At 70.6% G+C, this 18,573-nt stretch carries 18 protein-coding genes, 1 pseudogene and 2 riboswitches; of the genes and pseudogenes, 6 read left to right on the top strand and 13 right to left on the bottom strand.

From position 1 onward, the window contains the following. Positions 1 to 41: 41 nt before the first annotated feature. The 5 genes from ACWDD7_RS30140 to ACWDD7_RS30120 form a co-directional block, all read right to left on the bottom strand. Entirely contained in the window at positions 42 to 1,790 is a 1,749-nt protein-coding gene (locus ACWDD7_RS30140) for an ABC transporter substrate-binding protein (RefSeq protein ID WP_450459732.1), read from the bottom strand. A gap of 53 nt (positions 1,791 to 1,843) precedes the next feature. Continuing rightward, positions 1,844 to 2,842 (bottom strand): ABC transporter permease, encoded by a 999-nt coding sequence (locus ACWDD7_RS30135; RefSeq protein WP_351866806.1) that lies wholly within the window; start codon positions 2,840 to 2,842, stop codon positions 1,844 to 1,846. A 297-nt stretch (positions 2,843 to 3,139) separates the two neighbouring features. After that, entirely contained in the window at positions 3,140 to 3,958 is an 819-nt protein-coding gene (locus ACWDD7_RS30130) for an enhanced serine sensitivity protein SseB C-terminal domain-containing protein (RefSeq protein WP_450459731.1), read from the bottom strand. 154 nt (positions 3,959 to 4,112) lie between these two features. Continuing rightward, positions 4,113 to 4,874, bottom strand: coding sequence for an enhanced serine sensitivity protein SseB (locus ACWDD7_RS30125; protein ID WP_450459730.1), 762 nt, complete (start codon positions 4,872 to 4,874; stop codon positions 4,113 to 4,115). A 44-nt stretch (positions 4,875 to 4,918) separates the two neighbouring features. Further along, the gene (locus ACWDD7_RS30120) at positions 4,919 to 5,602 is read right to left on the bottom strand and encodes an AAA family ATPase (RefSeq protein ID WP_450459729.1); all 684 of its coding nucleotides are present in this window, start codon (positions 5,600 to 5,602) and stop codon (positions 4,919 to 4,921) included. A gap of 176 nt (positions 5,603 to 5,778) precedes the next feature. Beyond that, a riboswitch (glycine riboswitch) is annotated at positions 5,779 to 5,876 on the top strand. Further along, positions 5,877 to 5,989: riboswitch (glycine riboswitch) on the top strand. Between the two features lie 44 nt (positions 5,990 to 6,033). Here ACWDD7_RS30120 and gcvT point away from each other — a divergent pair. The 4 genes from gcvT to ACWDD7_RS30100 all read left to right on the top strand — a co-directional run bounded on the left by gcvT (position 6,034) and on the right by ACWDD7_RS30100 (position 10,367). After that, a complete protein-coding gene (gene gcvT / locus ACWDD7_RS30115) occupies positions 6,034 to 7,152 on the top strand; it encodes a glycine cleavage system aminomethyltransferase GcvT (protein WP_351866817.1) in 1,119 nt (372 codons plus the stop codon). A gap of 130 nt (positions 7,153 to 7,282) precedes the next feature. Next, a complete protein-coding gene (gcvH, locus tag ACWDD7_RS30110; protein WP_351866820.1) occupies positions 7,283 to 7,663 on the top strand; it encodes a glycine cleavage system protein GcvH in 381 nt (126 codons plus the stop codon). Positions 7,664 to 7,677: 14 nt separating this feature from the next. After that, positions 7,678 to 8,943, top strand: a complete 1,266-nt coding sequence (gene glyA / locus ACWDD7_RS30105) for a serine hydroxymethyltransferase (RefSeq protein ID WP_351866823.1) — start codon at positions 7,678 to 7,680, stop codon at positions 8,941 to 8,943. Between the two features lie 56 nt (positions 8,944 to 8,999). After that, positions 9,000 to 10,367 (top strand): L-serine ammonia-lyase, encoded by a 1,368-nt coding sequence (locus ACWDD7_RS30100; protein WP_392214424.1) that lies wholly within the window; start codon positions 9,000 to 9,002, stop codon positions 10,365 to 10,367. Here ACWDD7_RS30100 and ACWDD7_RS30095 read toward each other — a convergent pair. Next, the gene (locus ACWDD7_RS30095) at positions 10,354 to 10,749 is read right to left on the bottom strand and encodes a hypothetical protein (protein WP_450459728.1); all 396 of its coding nucleotides are present in this window, start codon (positions 10,747 to 10,749) and stop codon (positions 10,354 to 10,356) included. The two genes, ACWDD7_RS30100 and ACWDD7_RS30095, sit on opposite strands and share 14 nt — an antisense overlap. Before the next feature lie 85 nt (positions 10,750 to 10,834). Between ACWDD7_RS30095 and ACWDD7_RS30090 the strand changes: the two genes are divergently transcribed. Further along, positions 10,835 to 11,389: a GH25 family lysozyme gene (locus ACWDD7_RS30090; protein WP_450459727.1), complete on the top strand. Its 555-nt coding sequence runs from the start codon at positions 10,835 to 10,837 to the stop codon at positions 11,387 to 11,389. 51 nt (positions 11,390 to 11,440) lie between these two features. On the opposite strand, the gene ACWDD7_RS30085 is transcribed toward ACWDD7_RS30090, so the two are convergent. Further along, a complete protein-coding gene (locus tag ACWDD7_RS30085; RefSeq protein ID WP_285559990.1) occupies positions 11,441 to 11,653 on the bottom strand; it encodes an EF-hand domain-containing protein in 213 nt (70 codons plus the stop codon). Positions 11,654 to 11,712: 59 nt separating this feature from the next. Further along, complete coding sequence (locus tag ACWDD7_RS30080; RefSeq protein ID WP_450459726.1) at positions 11,713 to 12,624, bottom strand: MerR family transcriptional regulator; 912 nt, start codon at positions 12,622 to 12,624, stop codon at positions 11,713 to 11,715. Positions 12,625 to 12,673: 49 nt separating this feature from the next. On the opposite strand from ACWDD7_RS30080, the pseudogene ACWDD7_RS30075 reads away from it, so the two are divergent. Next, positions 12,674 to 13,297 (top strand): annotated as a pseudogene (locus tag ACWDD7_RS30075) (GNAT family N-acetyltransferase); the annotation flags it as partial. Positions 13,298 to 13,450: 153 nt separating this feature from the next. Here the strand turns inward: ACWDD7_RS30075 and ACWDD7_RS30070 are convergent. The 5 genes from ACWDD7_RS30070 to ACWDD7_RS30050 form a co-directional block, all read right to left on the bottom strand. Further along, positions 13,451 to 14,638 carry a YVTN family beta-propeller repeat protein gene (locus tag ACWDD7_RS30070; protein ID WP_450459725.1) on the bottom strand — a complete coding sequence of 396 codons (1,188 nt, stop codon included), beginning with the start codon at positions 14,636 to 14,638 and terminating at the stop codon, positions 13,451 to 13,453. Then, on the bottom strand, positions 14,638 to 15,438 hold the full coding sequence (locus ACWDD7_RS30065) for a polysaccharide deacetylase family protein (RefSeq protein WP_450459724.1): 801 nt from the start codon (positions 15,436 to 15,438) through the stop codon (positions 14,638 to 14,640). Before ACWDD7_RS30065 ends, ACWDD7_RS30070 begins: the two co-directional genes overlap by 1 nt. 67 nt (positions 15,439 to 15,505) lie before the next feature. Then, the gene (locus ACWDD7_RS30060; RefSeq protein ID WP_450459723.1) at positions 15,506 to 16,009 is read right to left on the bottom strand and encodes an ATP-binding protein; all 504 of its coding nucleotides are present in this window, start codon (positions 16,007 to 16,009) and stop codon (positions 15,506 to 15,508) included. A gap of 315 nt (positions 16,010 to 16,324) precedes the next feature. Beyond that, positions 16,325 to 17,092 (bottom strand): enoyl-CoA hydratase/isomerase family protein, encoded by a 768-nt coding sequence (locus ACWDD7_RS30055; RefSeq protein WP_351866848.1) that lies wholly within the window; start codon positions 17,090 to 17,092, stop codon positions 16,325 to 16,327. Between the two features lie 101 nt (positions 17,093 to 17,193). Beyond that, positions 17,194 to 18,420, bottom strand: coding sequence for a L,D-transpeptidase (locus tag ACWDD7_RS30050; RefSeq protein WP_450459722.1), 1,227 nt, complete (start codon positions 18,418 to 18,420; stop codon positions 17,194 to 17,196). Positions 18,421 to 18,573: the final 153 nt, after the last annotated feature.

Raw genomic sequence — 18,573 nt, 5'->3', positions numbered from 1 at the left:
AGCCCGCGGGCACCAATGCCTTCACCTGCCTTCCGGGGCTGCTACTTCTTCGTGGTGCCGAGGTTGAGGTAGTCGTACTGACCGCTGAAGGCGGCCGTGGAGACCACGTTGGTGGCGTACGGCGAGCGGTACAGCAGGACCTTGAAGTAGGTCAGCGGAACCAGCACGGCGTCGTCCATCGCCTGGGTGTCGATCTGCGCGTACAGGGCGTTGCGCTTGGCCGGGTCCGGCTCGGCGATCGCCTGCGCGAGCAGGGCGTCGACCTTCTTGTTCGTGTACTGCGACAGGTTGGTGTTGCCGGACTGGCTGATCGCCTTGCTGTTCAGGATCTGCTGGAGGAAGCCGTAGCCGGAGGGCCAGTCGGCACCCCACTGCATCATCATCAGGCCGATGTTCTGCTTCTTGTCGAAGCTCGGCACACCCGCGTAGTCGGTGAAGTACTTGCCCTGCGGGTACTGCTTGAGGGTGGCGTTGATGCCGACCTTCTTCAGCGAGTTGATGATCGCGGTGGCCGCGTCCACCTCGCCGGGGCGGTCGGAGCGGGCCGTGATGTTGGTGTTGATCGTCTTCTGGCCGCAGGCCTTCAGCTGGTCCTTGGCCTTGGCGACGTCGCCCTTGCTGCCCGCGGTCGCGTAGACGTCCGCCTTCTGGTAGCCGGTGATGTCCGGCGGCAGGACGGTGGAGGCGATGTCACCGCGGATCGGGCCGCCCATGGCGGTCTGCACGGAGACCTTGTCGATCGCGTACTCGACGGCCTTGCGGCAGGCGACGTTGTCGAACGGCTTCACCTTGGTGTTGATCGCCGCGTAGACCAGGCGGCCACCGTAGGCGTTGTCGGTGCTGGCCTTGCCGTCCGCGGACTTGAGGACGTCCGCCTGGGTGGAGGCCTGGACGCCGGTGCCCGCGAGGTCGACGGTGGCGTCGCCGGACTGGATGTCCTTGTCGATCGTCTCCGGGTTGACCTTCAGGTTGACGACGATCTTGTTGGCCAGCTGCTTGCGCAGCGGGTCGGTCTTCGGGTCCCAGTTCTTGTTCGGGACCAGGACGACCTGCTTGCCCTCCTGGTAGCTCTGGATCTCGTAGGAGCCGGAGGAGACGATGTGCTTGACGTAGTCGACGCCGTCGTCCTTGGACTGCGGCACCGGGGCCGTCTGCGGCGTGGCGACCAGGTAGTCGAACTCCTGGAAGGCCCGGTTCAGGTGGAAGACGATCGTGGTGTCGTCCGGGGTCTCGATCGAGGACAGGCCCTTGGCGTTCTTGTCCTTGTAGGGACCCTTGTACTTGTCGCCGTCCTTCATGAACTGCTGGAAGTAGTTCGGACCGAGCGAGAGCACGTCACGCGCGAAGTTGGACCGCTCGACGGCGTACTTGACGTCCTTCGAGGTGATCGGGCTGCCGTCCTGGTACTTCAGGCCCGGACGCAGCTTGTACGTCCAGGTCTTGCCGCCGTCGCTGGCGACGCCCTTGCCCGCGGCGAGGTCCGGGACCAGGGTGTTGCCCTTGGAACCGGGGGCCGGCTCGAACGTCATCAGCGGACGCGCGTAGAGGCGGCTGAAGTTGTACATGTACGCGTAGTACGTGTTGCCCGGGTCGAACGAGTCCGGCACGTCCGACATCTCGTAGGTGACCGTGCCACCCTTTTTGTCGGACGCGTTGACGACGCTCTTGGTCGCCGCGTTGGCGCCGGCCGCCTTCGGTGTGTCCTTGTTGTCATCGGCCTTGGAACAGCCTGCGAGCAGCAGGCTGGTGGAGCCGATAGCCGCGACCGCGGCCAGCGCTGACCTTCGCATGATGGTCTGCTTCCCCTCCATTGATCGGAAAACTTGATGGGCTCTCTGGCTGCCTAGCGGCTGCGCGGGTCGAGAGCGTCGCGGAGACCGTCGCCGAGCAGGTTGAACGCGAGGACGGTGATGAAGATGGCCAGGCCCGGCACGATCATGTACTGGGGATCGACCTGGTAGTAGGTGACCGCTTCGCGGAGCATGCCGCCCCAGGAAGCCTGGGGCGGCTGGATGCCGACGCCGAGGAAGCTCAGGGACGCCTCGAAGAGGATGTTGGTCGGGATGAGCAGCGTCGAGTAGACGATGATCGGGCCGACCAGGTTGGGCAGCAGCTCACGGAAGAGGATGTACGGGCCCTTGGCGCCCATGCCGCGGGCGGCGTCGACGAACTCGCGCTCACGCAGGGCGAGGGTCTGGCCGCGCACGATCCGGCCGAGATAGGGCCAGTTGAAGAAGCCGATCACGAAGATGAGCACGGCGAGGTGGAGCGGAAGTCCGTTCAGACCGAAGGCGCCGCCCTGGAGGGTTGCGGAGATCGCGATGGCGAACAGCAGCAACGGAAAGGCGAGGAAGACGTCCATCAGCCGGCTGATGATCGAGTCGACCCGGCCGCCGTAGTAACCCGCGATCACACCCATGATCGCGCCGATCACGTTGGACAGGACCGTGGCACCGAAGGCGACGACCAGCGAGACCCAGGAGCCCTCCAGGACGCGGGTGGCGATGTCCCGGCCGAACTTGGGGTCCACGCCGAGCGGGTGGTCCGCGCTCATGCCGCCCCAGCTGCTCTTGGGCAGCGAGGTGTTGGCGTCGATCAGGTCCTGGTGGAAGGCGTTGGGGTCGAGGCCGAGGACGGCCTGCAGGGGACGCGAGAGGACGGCCAGGAGGATCAGCAGGATCACGATGACGCCGCCGGCCACGGCGACTCTGTCACGCTTGAAGCGGGTCCAGGCGATCTGGCCCAGGGAACGACCCTCGATCCGCCCCTTCTCGGCTCCCGCGAGCACAGCCTCAGGCTGCGCGTCGGCTGCCGCCCCGGTGGTCTCGATCGGTGCGGTCACGATGTGCGACCCCTCTCGCCGGTGGTGACCGGCCTGCGCTGCCGCGGTTTGCGGCTTTGTCGACTTGCAAGCGAGCACGAGTTCTTGAGCCTCGTGGTCTGAGTGGGGAGTCTTCAGCGTCTTCGCGATCACTCGCCAGAGCTGACGGTGAAAGTATGCGCAACCGTGATGCACTGCGGAGGATTCCGTTATCCGGACAGTGGGTAACGCCCCTCGGACACGGGTCAGTTGGGACACATCGCCGTAATGCCGCGGTTCGGGAGGTACGGCGGGAACGGCGTCGGAAGCGACGGAACCTCAGTAACCACCGTGGACCGGCGGATAGCCATAGCCCGGCGCCGGGGACTGGAGCTGGGGCTGCGCGGCGGGCGCGGCGGCATGGGCCTCGCGGTCGTAGAACGGGCGGGCGTTGGCCCGCATCCACATCACGACCGGGTCGTGGTCGTCGGTCAGCGCGACGGTGGACACCGGAAGGCCCTCCGGAACGGCGCCGACCGAGCGCTGCATCATCGCGCGCACCGAGTCGACCGCGGCGGGCGAGGTCTCGTACAGGTCCAGACCGATCGCGAGGTACGGCGCCCCGAGCGCGGGCTGCACCCAGGCGCGGCGCAGGGAGCGCAGGGCGGGGGTGCGGTGGGCGTGCTGGGCGAGCAGGGCGTAGAACTGGGGGATCTCGATCCCGGGTTCGGACAGCCGCAGCGGCCCCGCGGGCTGGCGGTCCAGTCCGGTCGCGATGCGGCGCAGGTCCAGCCAGGGGATGCCGACGCCGCCGCCGGGGGCGTGCGGGTTGAGCCAGAGGCCGTAGTGGTCGGGATAGAGGGTGCGGGCGACGTCCAGGCCGTCGACGACCTCGTACGAACGGTTCCAGCCGCTCGCGGACAGCTCCTGGGCGGAGGTGACACAGGGCGCGTAGTGGAAGCCCTCGACCTCCATGTCCCCGTACTGGGCGTCCGGGGAGCCGGCCTGGCCGTGCCACAGCAGCATCCAGATCTGGCCCGCGGAGGGGGTGGCGAGGGCGCGGAGCAGGGCCTCGTACGCGTCGTAGCGTCCGGGCGTGACGTGGCGGAGCGTGTGTTCGACACCGCCGCCGACGCTGCCGCTGTGGCTCGCGCTCACCTTGTCGTGCCCTTCTTTTCAGTACTCCGCGTCGGGGGACAGCTTAAGCGCCTGGTGGCTCGGGGCCCGTGTGTTCGTGCGCGGGTGCGGGTCGTGGTGGGGCGGTCGCGCGGTTCCCCGCGCCCCTTCGGGGCGGGCCGCGCACCGTCGGGTTCTAGTGGGCGTGGAAGGGGCGGACATTCGTCCGCAGCCACTCCGCCACCGGGTCGTCCGTCACGTCCAGCAGGATCAGGTTGACCGGCCAGCGGACCGGGACCCGGCCGAGGGCGCGGCCCAGGGCTTCCAGGGGGAGGGCGCGGAAGTCGCCGTCCCACTGGGACAGCTCCACGCCGACGAACATGACCGGGTCGGCGGTCTCGATCGCGGCCAGGCAGCGGCGGGCGGTGAGGACCACACCCGTCGCGGCGAACTCGGCGGACGCGGCGGAGAGGAAGTCGACCGGGTCGTCCTGCCAGTCGGGCTCGAAGAGGCGGACGCGGCCGCCGGAGGCGGGGCCGTCCAGCGGGGTGCGGCCGGCGCGGCAGAGCTCGGCGACGGCGTCCGGCGGGAGCGGGATGCCGACCGTGCCGCCGGGGTTCACGGCGATGCCCGCCTGCGGGGGCAGGCCGCGGGCGAACTCCACGGCCGGGGCGATGGTGTACGACATGTGGGAGCCGACCGCCTGGCGGAACTGCTCCTCGGAGCTGAACACCGGGACGTACGCCTGGCCGTCGATCTCCAGGGTGGGCAGGTCCAGCGGGCCGCCGCCGGGTCCGCCGCCGGACGGCAGCGGCACCCAGACGAAGCTGCGGCCGAGTACCTCGATGATCCGGCCGCCCGCCGCGGGTATGCCGAGGGAGGCCGACAGCACCTCCTCCAGCTCGTTGCCGGGCCAACCGCCGTGCGGGTGGGGGTGCGCCTGTGCCGGGAAGTCCATCTGCCTACCGCCTGCTGGGAACCACTGCTCTGTGACCATGAAGGCTAGCGGGTACCGGTGACAGTGCCGTACTCCGTGAACACGATCCGCTGCACGGCGTCCGCCGCGGCCCGGTCGAGCAGCACCGCCGAACCGCAGCCCGCGGGCAGTTCGCCCCGCTCCACCGCGCCGAGCAACCGGGCCGTCGTACGGCGGTGGCGGCCGAAGGCGAGCCGCGAGACCGACCGGCCGCGCTCGCGCTGGCCCGCGCGGGCCGTCTCCTCCGGCACGTCCAGCAGGAGCAGGTGCAGGGTGCCGCCGGAGCGGCGGGCGGCGCGGGCGAGCCAGGCGCGCACCCAGGGCTGGGTGCCGCAGTCGTGCACGACCAGGCCCTGTGACGTGCGCAGGGCGCGACGCAGCCCGAGGTAGTGCGCGGCGCGCACCAGGGGGCGGTAGAGGGCGTACGGCAGCAGGCGGGGCAGGCGGGCGGCGAAGCGGGCCCGGGTGTCCTGGGAGTCGACGCGGCGGTCGGTGACCGCGCGGCGCATCAGCGTGGACTTGCCGCTGCCGGGCAGGCCGGTGAGCACCACGATGTCACGGGGGCCGAAGCGAAGGGTGCGCGGGCCGGGGGCCGCCCGGTCGCGCAGGTCCCGCACGAGGGACGCGGGGCGGCCGGCCGCGCGCTCGCGGGCCACGAGGCTCCTCGGCGCCGGGATGCCGGTCGCGTGCGCCATGGTCCTGTTCGCCATGATCGTCCTCCCCTTGTGGTTCGGTAATCTCCCTGCCCGGCCGACGTAAAGGAAAGGTAATGCCCGATGTGCCACGGGCGGGTGCGCGTACCGCCACAGGTCGGTTACGGATACGGCCCCTGACGGGTGGGGGTGCGACGTGCAATGATGTGGCCGCCAACTGCATACCGGCCGTTTGAATCCGCGCGGGAGAGTCCCCAGCAGGCTTCGCTGGGGCGCCGAAGGAGCAAGTCCCTCCCTTGAATCTCTCAGGCACCGTTACCGCGCGGGCGAGGCACATCTGAAAAGCGGGCCGCTGTGACAGCGGCCCCACCCAAGGTGCAAGCCGTGATCGCCCCCCTGGCGGTCCCGGCGAACCTCTCAGGTTCCGATGACAGATGGGGAGGAACGTTCCTCGCCCCATCCCTGTTGCCCTGGGAGACGACCGACCGATGAGCAGTACCGAACTCCGACACACCGCGCTGGACGCCGTGCACCGCTCGCTCGGTGCGACGATGACCGACTTCGCGGGCTGGGACATGCCCCTGCGTTACGGCTCCGAGCGCGACGAGCACGTGGCCGTGCGGACCAAGGCGGGTCTGTTCGACCTCTCCCACATGGGCGAGATCACCGTCACCGGCCCCGAGGCGGCCGACTTCCTGAACATGGCCCTGGTCGGCAACATCGCCTCCATCGGCGTCGGCCGCGCCCGCTACACGATGATCGTGCAGGCCGACGGCGGCATCCTGGACGACCTGATCGTCTACCGGCTCGCCGAGACCGAGTACATGGTCGTCGCCAACGCCTCCAACGCCCAGGTGGTCCTGGACGCCCTGGAGGAGCGGTCCGGCGGCCACGACGTCGAGGTGCGCGACGACCGGGACGCCTACGCCCTGATCGCCGTCCAGGGCCCGGCCTCCCCCGGCATCCTGAAGTCCCTCACCGACGCCGACCTCGACGGCCTGAAGTACTACGCGGGCCTGCCCGGCACCGTCGCCGGCGTCCCCGCGCTGATCGCCCGCACCGGCTACACCGGCGAGGACGGCTTCGAGCTGTTCGTGAAGCCCGAGCACGCCGTCGAGCTGTGGCAGGCGCTGACCAAGGCCGGCGAGGGCGTCGGCCTGGTGCCGTGCGGCCTGTCCTGCCGGGACACCCTGCGCCTGGAGGCGGGCATGCCGCTGTACGGGCACGAGCTGAACACCTCGCTGACCCCCTTCGACGCCGGGCTCGGCCGCGTGGTCAAGTTCGAGAAGGAGGGCGACTTCGTGGGGCGCGCCGCGCTCGTCGAGGCCGCCGCCCGCGCCGAGCAGAACCCGCCGCGCGTCCTGGTCGGCCTGATCGCCGAGGGCCGCCGCGTCCCGCGCGCCGGGTACTCGGTCGTCGCCGGCGGCGAGGTCATCGGCGAGGTCACCTCCGGTGCCCCCTCCCCCACGCTGGGCAAGCCGATCGCCATGGCCTACGTCGACGCGGCGCACGCGGCGCCCGGCACCGAGGGCGTCGGCGTGGACATCCGCGGCACCCACGAGCCCTTCGAGGTCGTGGCGCTGCCGTTCTACAAGCGCCAGAAGTAGACAGCGAGCCCGGTCCCGGTCCCGCCCCCCGCCGGGCGGGCACGTGACCCTGCGCACATTCGCCCGCCCATCGGCGGTCACCACCCTCCCCCCGTCATCAGCACCCCCGCGCGTACAGGAGAATTCAGGCATGAGCAACCCCCAGCAGCTGCGCTACAGCAAGGAGCACGAGTGGCTGTCGGGCGCCGACGACAACGGCGTCTCGACGGTCGGCATCACCGAGTTCGCGGCCAACGCGCTCGGCGATGTGGTCTACGCCCAGCTCCCCGAGGTCGGCTCCACCGTCGAGGCGGGCGAGACCTGCGGTGAACTGGAGTCCACCAAGTCGGTCTCCGACCTGTACTCCCCGGTCACCGGCGAGGTCACCGCGGTCAACGAGAACGTCGTCGACGACCCGTCGCTGGTGAACTCCGAGCCCTTCGAGGGCGGCTGGCTGTTCAAGGTGCGCGTCGCGGACGAGCCGGCCGACCTGCTCTCCGCCGACGAGTACGACGCCCACACCGCCGGCTGAGGAGTCGTAGCCGTATGACTGTCCTGAACACGCCCCTGCACGAGCTGGACCCGGAGATCGCCGCCGCGGTCGACGCCGAGCTGCTCCGCCAGCAGTCCACGCTCGAAATGATCGCGTCCGAGAACTTCGCGCCGCTCGCGGTGATGGAGGCGCAGGGCTCGGTCCTCACCAACAAGTACGCCGAGGGCTACCCGGGCCGCCGCTACTACGGCGGCTGCGAGCACGTCGACGTGGCCGAGCAGATCGCCATCGACCGCATCAAGGAGCTGTTCGGCGCCGAGTACGCCAACGTGCAGCCCCACTCCGGCGCCTCCGCCAACCAGGCGGCCCTGTTCGCGCTGGCCCAGCCCGGGGACACCATCCTCGGCCTGGACCTCGCGCACGGCGGCCACCTGACCCACGGGATGCGGCTGAACTTCTCCGGCAAGCAGTTCAACGTGGTCGCGTACCACGTGGACGAGGAGACCGGCCTGGTCGACATGGCCGAGGTCGAGCGGCTCGCCAAGGAGCACCGCCCCAAGGTGATCATCGCGGGCTGGTCGGCGTACCCGCGGCAGCTGGACTTCGCCGCCTTCCGCCGGATCGCGGACGAGGTCGAGGCGTACCTGTGGGTCGACATGGCGCACTTCGCGGGCCTGGTCGCGGCCGGTCTGCACCCGAACCCGGTCGAGTACGCGGACGTGGTCACCTCCACGACGCACAAGACCCTGGGCGGCCCGCGCGGCGGCATCATCCTCGCCAGGAAGGACTTCGCGAAGAAGCTGAACTCGTCCGTGTTCCCGGGCTTCCAGGGCGGCCCCCTGGAGCACGTGATCGCGGCGAAGGCGGTGTCCTTCAAGGTCGCGGCGTCCGAGGAGTTCAAGGAGCGCCAGCGCCGTACCGTCGACGGTGCCCGCATCCTCGCCGAGCGCCTGACGGCCGCGGACGCCCGTGAGGCCGGGGTGAACGTGCTGTCCGGCGGTACGGACGTGCACCTGATCCTGGTCGACCTGCGCGCCTCCGAGCTGGACGGCCAGCAGGCCGAGGACCGGCTCCACGAGGTCGGCATCACGGTCAACCGCAACGCGGTCCCGAACGACCCGCGTCCCCCGATGGTCACCTCGGGCCTGCGGATCGGCACGCCCGCGCTCGCGACCCGCGGCTTCACGGCCGAGGACTTCGCCGAGGTCGCGGACGTGATCGCGGAGGCGCTCAAGCCGTCCTACGACGCGGAGCCCCTCAAGGCCCGGGTGAAGGCCCTGGCCGACAAGCACCCGCTGTACCCGGGTCTGAACAAGTAAGTCCCCTGGTGGGGCACTCGACGGAGAGTGCCCCACCACTGCCCCAAGGAGTGACCGTGGCCATCTCGGTCTTCGACCTGTTCTCGATCGGCATCGGCCCGTCCAGCTCCCACACGGTCGGTCCGATGCGCGCGGCGCGCATGTTCGCCCGCCGGCTGCGCAACGAGGACCTGCTGGCCTCGGTCGCGTCCCTGCGCTGCGAGCTGTACGGCTCGCTCGGCGCGACCGGACACGGCCACGGCACCCCCAAGGCGGTCCTGCTCGGCCTGGAGGGCGCCTCCCCGCGCACGGTGGACGTGGAGAGCGCCGACGACCGGGTGGAGTCGATCAGGACGTCGGGGCGCCTGGCGCTCCTCGGCGAGCACGAGATCGCCTTCTCCTTCGACGACGACCTGGTCCTGCACCGCCGCAAGGCCCTGCCGTACCACGCCAACGGCATGACGATATGGGCGTACGACGCCTCGGGCGCCGAGCTGCTCAGCAAGACGTACTACTCGGTCGGCGGCGGCTTCGTCGTGGACGAGGACGCGGTCGGCGCGGACCGGATCGTGCTGGACGACACGGTCCTGAAGTACCCCTTCCGCACCGGCGACGAGCTGCTGCGCCTCACCAAGGAGACCGGGCTTTCGATCTCCTCCCTGATGCTGGAGAACGAGCGGGCCTGGCGCACCGAGGAGGAGATCCGGGCGGGCCTGCTGGAGATCTGGCGGGTGATGCGGGCGTGCGTGCAGCGCGGTATGACCCGGGAGGGCATCCTGCCCGGCGGGCTCAAGGTACGCCGCCGGGCCGCCGTCTCCGCGCGCCAGCTGCGGGCCGAGGGCGAGCCGCTGGCCCGCGCGATGGAGTGGATCACGCTCTACGCGATGGCGGTGAACGAGGAGAACGCGGCCGGCGGCCGGGTGGTGACCGCCCCGACGAACGGCGCGGCCGGCATCATCCCCGCGGTGCTGCACTACTACATCAACTTCGTGCCGGGCGCGGACGAGGACGGCGTGGTCCGCTTCCTGCTGGCCGCGGGCGCGATCGGCATGCTCTTCAAGGAGAACGCCTCCATCTCCGGCGCCGAGGTCGGCTGCCAGGGCGAGGTCGGCTCCGCGTGCTCCATGGCGGCGGGCGCGCTCGCCGAGGTGCTGGGCGGCACGCCCGAACAGGTCGAGAACGCGGCCGAGATCGGCATGGAACACAACCTGGGCCTGACCTGCGACCCGGTCGGCGGCCTCGTCCAGATCCCGTGCATCGAGCGCAACGGCATGGCCGCGGTGAAGGCGGTCACGGCCGCCAAGATGGCGATGCGCGGCGACGGTTCCCACATGGTCTCCCTCGACAAGGTCATCAAGACCATGAAGGAGACCGGCGCGGACATGTCGGTGAAGTACAAGGAGACGGCGCGGGGCGGGCTCGCGGTGAACATCATCGAGTGCTGAACGGGATCGCGCATCCGTGCTCGAACCGGGCGATGGCCGAGGGCGAACACCCGAGCCGCCGCCCGGTCCCGAGGGCCCAGGTCCTGCCCGGCGGATCTTCCTGCGGCATCCTAGGTGTAGCGCCAGCGGGTGCGGTCCGGGCGGTCACGGAGACCAGGCGGTCTTCGGCGCCCCGTTGGCAGTGCCAGGTCCTCCGGCTTGCTGCTTCCAGTGGGTCGAAGGTGTGGGCCAGGGTCACCGTCTCGCCGATGTGGCGGGCGAGTTCGCGGCCCAGTTCGTCGTATATGCGGCCGTAGCCGTCGCGCAGCATCATGAGCGTGGTGCCGTGGTACACCGTCCCGCGCCGGCGGGGTTCATCGCGCTCCGGTGTGAGCGGGCGCACCGTCGGTGGCTCCGTCCGGCTGTGGTGAAAGCCCCGCGACCGGGGGCAAGTTTCCGGGGGGCCGCGGGACGGGCACTAACCCTGCATGCTCCACGGCATCGACGTAAGTTCATTCCAGTCCACGTCATATGACACGGACGGTCTCTCCTTCGTCTTCACGAAGGCGACCGAGGGCCGTTCGTACGTCAACCCCCGCCTCGCCGCCCAGACCAAGACCGGCCGCGACGCCGGACTGGTCGTCGGCTTCTACCACTTCCTTTGGCCGGGCAACCTCACGGCCCAGGCCGACTACTTCCTCCAGCACACCCCGGAACGCGCCGGCGACATCCTGGCCGTCGACTGGGAGACCACGAGCGACGGCACCCACGCCAGCAACGCGGAGAAGGACATCTTCATCCGCAAGCTGAAAGATCTGCGGCCGCACAACCGGGTGGTGCTCTACACCAACAGGGACTTCTGGCTGAACATCGACCGCACCTCGTACGCGGGCGACGGCCTGTGGATCGCCGACTACGTCACCGCGGGCAAGCCCCGCATCAAGGCGAAGTGGCGCTTCCACCAGTACGCGAGCCAGCCGCACGACAGGGACCTGGCCGACTTCCCGTCCGAGGCCGCGCTCAAGGAGTGGGCGGCCGGGTGACGCACGCAGGGGTGCCCGCTGTCGGGAGAAGGGGCACCCCTGGCGGGCGGGTCACTTGTTCAGGTAGGTCCAGAACTCGTCGAAGGACAGGACCTGGTCGCCGTTGAGGTCGCGGGTCTTGATGATGGCCTCCGCGACCGCGTCGGTGACGTTCCAGTCGCCCCCCTGGGCGAGGGCGGACTTGAACTCGGCGGCGGTGATGAAACCGTCACCGTTCGCGTCGATCCGCTGGAACTGCTTGCGTGCTTCCTCGATGTCCGCCACCGATCCGCCCCTTTTGTTCGTGTTTCTCGTGCCATACTGGCGTACTGACGCTGGTCAGATTAACTGTCCGCGCGGGCACGAAGTGCCGCGACCACCCAGGCGAAGTCCTCGGCGTGCGGCGGCGCGGGGGTGCGGTTGACGATGGCGACCAGTTCGCGGTATCGGGCGACGCGGTCGTTGAAGCCGGCCGTCATGCGGTCGAGTACGGCGCCCCGGTCGGCGTCGCCGAAGAGGTCGTGCAGGACCGTCTCCGCCTCCGGCGACCCGGGTGCGATGCCGCGCTCGCGGGCCGGGGCCACCAGCTCCACCAGGCGCTTGGCGAACCAGAGGGACCGGCCGCGCGCCTCCCCCGGCGCCCCGTCCGCCGCGTTGAACTCCATCGCCCGGCGCATCTGCGCCCGGAAGTCCGGGTCCTGGAGCATCTCCGCCAACTCCACCCACGCGTCGACCTGTTCGGGCGTGGGGTCGTCCGCCAGATCGACGGTGGTGGCGCGCATCCGTTCCTGGATCTCGGGGTCCACGGCGTCCAGCCCCTGAAGGGTCTCCGCCACGAACTCCGCCATGATCCGCTGTCGTTCGGCCGCCGACAGCCGTGCCAGTCTGTTCATCAGGGTCATCTCCTTCGCGGTCGAGCCGCGTCGCGCGACGGACGACAGCACCGCTCGGGTCACCCGCAGCGACCTGATCTGCGCGTCCAGCGCCGCGACATGCGTCGCCGCCACCTCCGCCACGGTCCGCTCCCCCGCCAGCACCCGCCGGACGTCGTCCAGACCGAGACCAAGCTCACGCAGGGTCCGGATCAGCTCCAGACGGGCGACGTCCGCGACGTCGTACAGGCGGTACCCGCCCGCGGAGCGGGTCACCGGGGTGAGCACGCCCTCGTCGGACCAGTAGCGGATCGTGCGCACGGTCAGTCCGGTGGCCCGCGCCAGCTCGCCGATGGTGAGAAGTCCGGTGCCGTCGTCGTTCATGTCTGGGAGTCTGGGCCTTCCAGCGGGTGGAGACTCAAGGAGCGGCGCCTTGGAGACCTTGCGGGACATTCTCGACGGTGTGGCCCGGGGCGTGTTCCCGGCGGCGGACGGCAGTACGACGGTCGTACCGCCACCCTCGCCGCGGGACGCGGGCGTGCTGGGGTTCACCGCGCACTCCGTCGTCGTCACGGACGAGGACCCCGCATGGGTGTACGAGGCGCTGCGCGCCCCGGACTGTGATCCGCTGGCGGCCGCCCTGCACCCGCGTTTCCTGGCCGCGCTGCTGGAGCGCACCGGCCGGCGTTCGGAGACGGTGGACGCGTTGCTGGTGGGCGCCCCGCTCCCCGGTGGGCCGCCGCTCGCGCTGACGGAGATCCGCGACGTCGGCCATCCGCGCATCCGGTACGCCCTCGGCCGCCGCGACGACGTACGGGCGTGGCAGGCGGAGGGCGGGGTGCTGGTCATGGGGCGCGGGATGGCCGGACGGCTGGAGGTGTCGGTGGAGGTGGACGAGGGGGCCCGGGAAAAGGGCTTCGGGCGGCTGCTGGCGGGCGCGGCCCGGCGGCTGGCCGACGAGCCGGTGTGGGCGCAGGTGGCGCCGGGGAACGCCCGGAGTGTACGGGCGTTCCAGGCGGCCGGTTTCCGTGCCGTCGGCGCGGAACTGCTGCTTCAGCCCGCCGCCTCGGCCGCGGGCTCGGGCTCGGACTCGGGCTCGGACTCGGGCTCGGGCTCGGACTCGGGCTCGGACTCGGGCTCGGACTCGGGCTCGGACTCGGGCTCGGGCTCGGACTCGGACTCGGACTCGGGCTCGGGCTCGGGCTCAGGCTCAGCGGAAGACGCCGGTGTGCCCCAGTGAGTAGCGGCCCGGCTGGGGATAGACGGCGAGGCCGTGCGGGCCGCTGCCGACCGGGATGCGGGCCAGTTCCCTGCCGGTGCGGGTGTCGATGGCGTACACCTCCGCGTCGTAGCGGCCGGACAGCCACAGGACCTTGCCGTCCGCCGAGACGCCGCCCATGTCGGGGCTGCCGCCGCCGGGCAGTTCCCACTTCTTGGTGAGCTTGTTCCGGGCGAAGTCGAAGACGGAGATGGTGCCCTCGCCCCGGTTGGAGATGTACATCTCCCGGGAGTCGCGGCTGACGTAGAGCCCGTGCGCGCCCTTGCCGGTGTACAGGAGCGTCGGCCTGGTGAACCTGTCGCCGTCCAGGACCCACACCCCGTTGGCCATCATGTCGGCGATGTAGAACCGCTTGCCGTCCGGGGAGACCTTGACGTCCTGCGGCATGGAGCCGTGCACCGGCAGTTTCTCCTGGCCGACCACCTTCATCTTCGCGGTGTCGACCTTGAGGATCTCGCCGCTGAACTCGCAGGAGACGATGAAGTAGCGGCCGTCGCGGGAGAAGTCGGCGTGGTTGACGCCGTAGCAGCTGACCGGTAGCGCCTTGGCGGTCTTCATGGTGTGCGCGTCGCGGAACACCAGCTGGCGGTCCATGGAGGCCATGACGACCGCGTACTTGCCGTCGGGCGTGAAGTACAGGTTGTACGGGTCGTGCACGTCGACCGGCTTGCCCGCCTTGCCGGTGCGCGGGTCCAGCGGGGTCAGGCTGTTGCCGAGGTCGTTGTTGACCCACAGGGTCTTCAGGTCCCAGGAGGGCACGACGTGCTGGGGCTGGCGGCCCACCGGGATGGTGTCGATGACCTTGTAGGTCTCGGGGTCGATCACGGTGACGGTGTCGGAGTTGGTGTTGGGGACGTACACCCGGGAGGGGAAGTCCTTGACCACCGGGGAGAACCGGCCCGGACGGTCCGCCGCGTAGATGTCCGCCGGGTCCTCGACCGGGGGCATGCCGGGCAGGACGTTCACCCGGGCCTCGTTCACCTGCGGCTGGACCGGCGGTTTGCTGCCGACGGCCTCGTTCTCGCGGTGCGCGGCCCGACCGCTGCACGCGGACACCAGGGCGAGCGCGGTGAGGGCGGCACCGGCGGCCAGCCGGCGGGCGGCGTTCGTGGTTCGCATCAGCTCAGCAGCTCCGTGGTGGTGACGGCGCGCAGTTCGCGGCGGTCGAGTTCCTTGAGGACGTCGGGGAGGGCGGCGACCGTGTCCTCGTACCCGAAATGCAAACTCACCACCGAGCCCCCGCGCACCTCCGAGAGGACCTTGCGGGTGACGGCGGCGGCGCCGGGGCGGGTGTAGTCGAGCGAGTCGACGTCGTACGACAGCACGTGCGGGTAGCCGGCCCCGCGGGCCAGGCGGGCGACGAGCGGGGAGGCCGTGGGGGCGCGGGAGGGGCGGAACCAGGTGCCGATGGAGCCGGTGAGCCGGCTGAGCCGGTCGGCGCAGTCGGTGATCTCCTTGCGGGCGTCGGACTCGGCGAGGTCGTTGACGGAGATGTGCCGCTGGGTGTGGTTGCCGAGGTCGTGGCCGCCGTCGAGGATGCGGCGGGCGATGCCGGGGTGCTCGTCCAGCCAGGTGCCGACGGCGAGCACGGTGAGGCGGGCGCCGTGCTGTTCGGCGGTGGTGAGCAGGGCGTGGGCGATGTCCGGGGCGCCCTGGCCGTGGAAGGTGAGGGCGACCCGGGGGCGGGTGCGCGGGCCGTGGGCGATCTGGGCGGGCTGTCCGGGGTAGGCGCGGGGCGCCGGGGCGGGCGATGCCTTCACGGGGGCGGACGGGGCCCGTGGGGTGGCGACGGGGGACGCGGTGGCGGTGGTCGGGGCGGTCGAGCCCGTACCGCACCCGGCGGCGAGCGCGCCGCCCGCGACGAGCCCGGCACCCGCCCGCAGCGCGTCGCGACGGTTGGTGGTGGTCACCCGCGCCATTCAAAGGGCGAAAGGTAAGAAAGGGGCGGATTGCCCGAGGAGTGGGCATCGTGCGTCGCGCCCCGCCCTACCGCTCGTTCACCCGCATCTCGAACCACGTCGTCTTGCCGCGCGGCAGCAGGTCCACGCCCCAGCGGTCGGAGAGCTTGTCGATCAGGAACAGCCCGCGGCCGCTGACGTCCAGTTCCTGGACGGGCATCAGACACGGCAGCCCCCGCGAGGGGTCGCGGACCTCGACGCGCATCCAGCCGGGGCGGCAGCGCATGCGCAGGCCGAAGACGCGGGCGCCGGTGTGCCGTACGGCGTTGCCGACCAGTTCGGACACGAGCAGGACCGTATCCTCGGCCAGCTTGGGGGTGAGCCGCCAGGTGCGCAGGACCACGACCTGGGCGAGGCGGCGGGCGGTGGCGGCGGATTCCGGGCGGGACGGCAGCTGGACCTCTCGCTCCGTGGGATCGCCGAACAGTTCGAGCGCCTTGAGCGCCCGTTCGTCCTCGACCGTGGGCGACCAGCGTGCCGCGGACGCGCGGCTGTGTCCCCGCGGCTGTTCGATGCCGTCCAGCCCCGCCATGCCCCCATGATGGCCGTCCTGAGCCGTCTTGGGGGCCGTTCCCGAGGAATACGCCCCCCGCACGCCCCTGCTCCATACCGAGCTATTGGCATATGCCGGCGGCATGTCACTGGCCGGTAGGGCCCGGCTGAGCTGCGAGGACGACTCACTTCCGGGCAATCGCGGGGCTCCCTCGACGAGACAGGCTTAAGGGTGCTTCAAGGCTCCCATAATCCGCCCCAACGAGGGACCCGGATGAGACAGAACGTCAATTAAGAGTAGACGCAAGGGAGTTCAGCCCGACGAGCGGCCTCCTCGCGCCCACCCGCGCCTGGGCTAGAGGAACTTGGCCTTGCCCGGCCCCTCCTCGACGAAGCTGCGCATGCCGCGCTCGCGGTCCTCGGTGGCGAACAGGCCCGCGAACCAGTTCCGTTCGACCGCGAGACCGGTGTCGATGTCGGTCTCCAGGCCGGTGTCGACGGCCTCCTTCGCGGCGCGCAGCGCGATCGCCGGGCCCTGCGCGAGCCTGGCGGCCCAGGCGTGCGCCTGCTCGTAGACCTCGGCGGCCGGGACGACCCGGTCCACCAGGCCGATGGCGAGGGCCTCGTCCGCCTTGACCATGCGGCCGGTGAAGATCAGGTCCTTGGCCTTGGAGGGGCCGACCAGGCGGGGCAGGCGCTGGGTGCCGCCGGCGCCCGGGATCAGGCCGAGGAGGATCTCGGGCTGGCCGAGCTTGGCGTTGTCGGCGGCGATGCGGTAGTCGGCGCACAGGGCGAGCTCGCAGCCGCCGCCGAGGGCGTAGCCGGTGACGGCGGCGACGACGGGCTTGGGGATGCGGGCCACGGCGGTGAACGCGTCCTGGAGGCCGCGGGAGCGCAGGACCATCGCGGTGTGGTCCATGTTCTGCATCTCCTTGATGTCCGCGCCCGCCGCGAACACCCGCTCCCCGCCGTAGATCACCACGGCGCGCACGTCGTCGCGGCGCGTGGCCTCCTCGGCGAGTTCCTTCAGCCGGTCCTGGGTGGCGACGTCCAGCGCGTTCATCGGGGGGCGGTCGAGACGCAGCGTGCCGACGCCTTCGGCGACATCAAGAGTGACGGTCATGCGGTTCAGGTTAACGGCGACTAACGGCGGCGGGCCCGGTGCCGTAGGTCACAGCACCGGGCCCGCACACCGCACAGGGCCTGTCCCACGCCCCGAAGGGCCTACTTCTTCCAGTCCGCCCAGGACATGTTCCACCCGTTGAACCCGTTCGCCGGGTCCACGGTCTTCTCGTGGGAGTGCTTGACGACCACCACGTCGCCCAGGATCGAGTGGTCGAAGAACCACGCGGCCGGCGTCGAGGAGTCGTAGCCGCCCTTCACGTCGCGCAGGCCGATGCAGCCGTGGCTGGCGTTGTAGTTGCCGAAGGCGCCACCGCCCCAGTAGTTGCCGTGGGCGAAGGTGCCGGAGGTGGTCAGGCGCATGGCGTGCGGGACGTCCTTGATGTCGTACTCGCCGCCGTAGCCGACCGTCTCGCCGTTCATCCGGGTCACGGACAGCTTCTCGCTGATGACCATCTGGCCGTTCCACGTGTCGTAGCCGGGCTTGCCGGTGGTGACCGGGAGGGTCTTGATGACCTTGCCGTCGCGGGTGACCTGCATGGTGTGCTTGCTCGCGTCCACCACGGAGACCTGACTGCGGCCGATGGTGAACGACACCTTCTTGTGCTGCTTGCCGTAGACGCCGTCGCGGCCCTCGACGCCGTCGAGGTCGAGGTCGACGGTGACCTTGGTGCCGGACTTCCAGTAGTTCTCGGGGCGGAAGTCGAGCCGGTCGTTGCCGAACCAGTGGCCCTCGACGTCGACCGGCGGGTCCGTCTTGATCTTGATGGACTTCTCGACGGCGTCGGGGTGGGTGATGCCCCGGCTGAAGTTGACGGAGAACGGCATGCCGACGCCGACGGTGGAGCCGTCCTCGGGGGTGAAGTACCCGAGGAAGGTGCTCTTCGGGGTGAGGGTGGTGAAGCGGGAGTCCTTGGTGGTCTCGCGGCCGTCGGTGTCCTTGGCGACCGCGTGCACCGTGTACGTGGTGCCGGCGGCGAGGTGGGCGGACGGCGTCCAGGAGGAGCCGTCGCCGCTGATGCCGCCGTCGACCTTCGCGCCCTTGCCGTCCTTGACGGTGACCTCGGTCAACTTGCCCCGGGCCGCGCTGACTCTGAGGGCGCCGTCGGTGTCGACGCCCGTGGCACCGGACTCGGGCGCGATGCTGACCGCGGCGGTGGACGGGCGGCCCTGCTGGGTCGCGGCGCCTTTGCCGTCGTCGCCCTTGCCGCCGCCACCGCCCCCGCCGCACGCCGCGAGCGACAGCACCAGGGAGCCGGCTATGAGCCCCCCTGCCGCGCGCCGCCGCCGCCTCGCCACCGACGCCCCCGATATCGGCCGCACGTTCAAGTTGTTCTCCCCTCGCCGGGCCTGATCGGCCCGCTCCCCACCACATCGGTGCGCGCATATTAACTGCCCGGTTTTGAGCGGGGTGTCAGGCGAATGTCACCGTTCCGTCGCAACTTCCGCCTGTCACCCGCACCGTCCCCCCGCGCGCCGCCT

It is taken from the genome of Streptomyces sp. NPDC001056 (assembly GCF_053598955.1).
The sequence above is the reverse complement of the archived record's forward strand: the minus strand, read 5'-3'. Positions and strand labels throughout refer to the sequence as shown.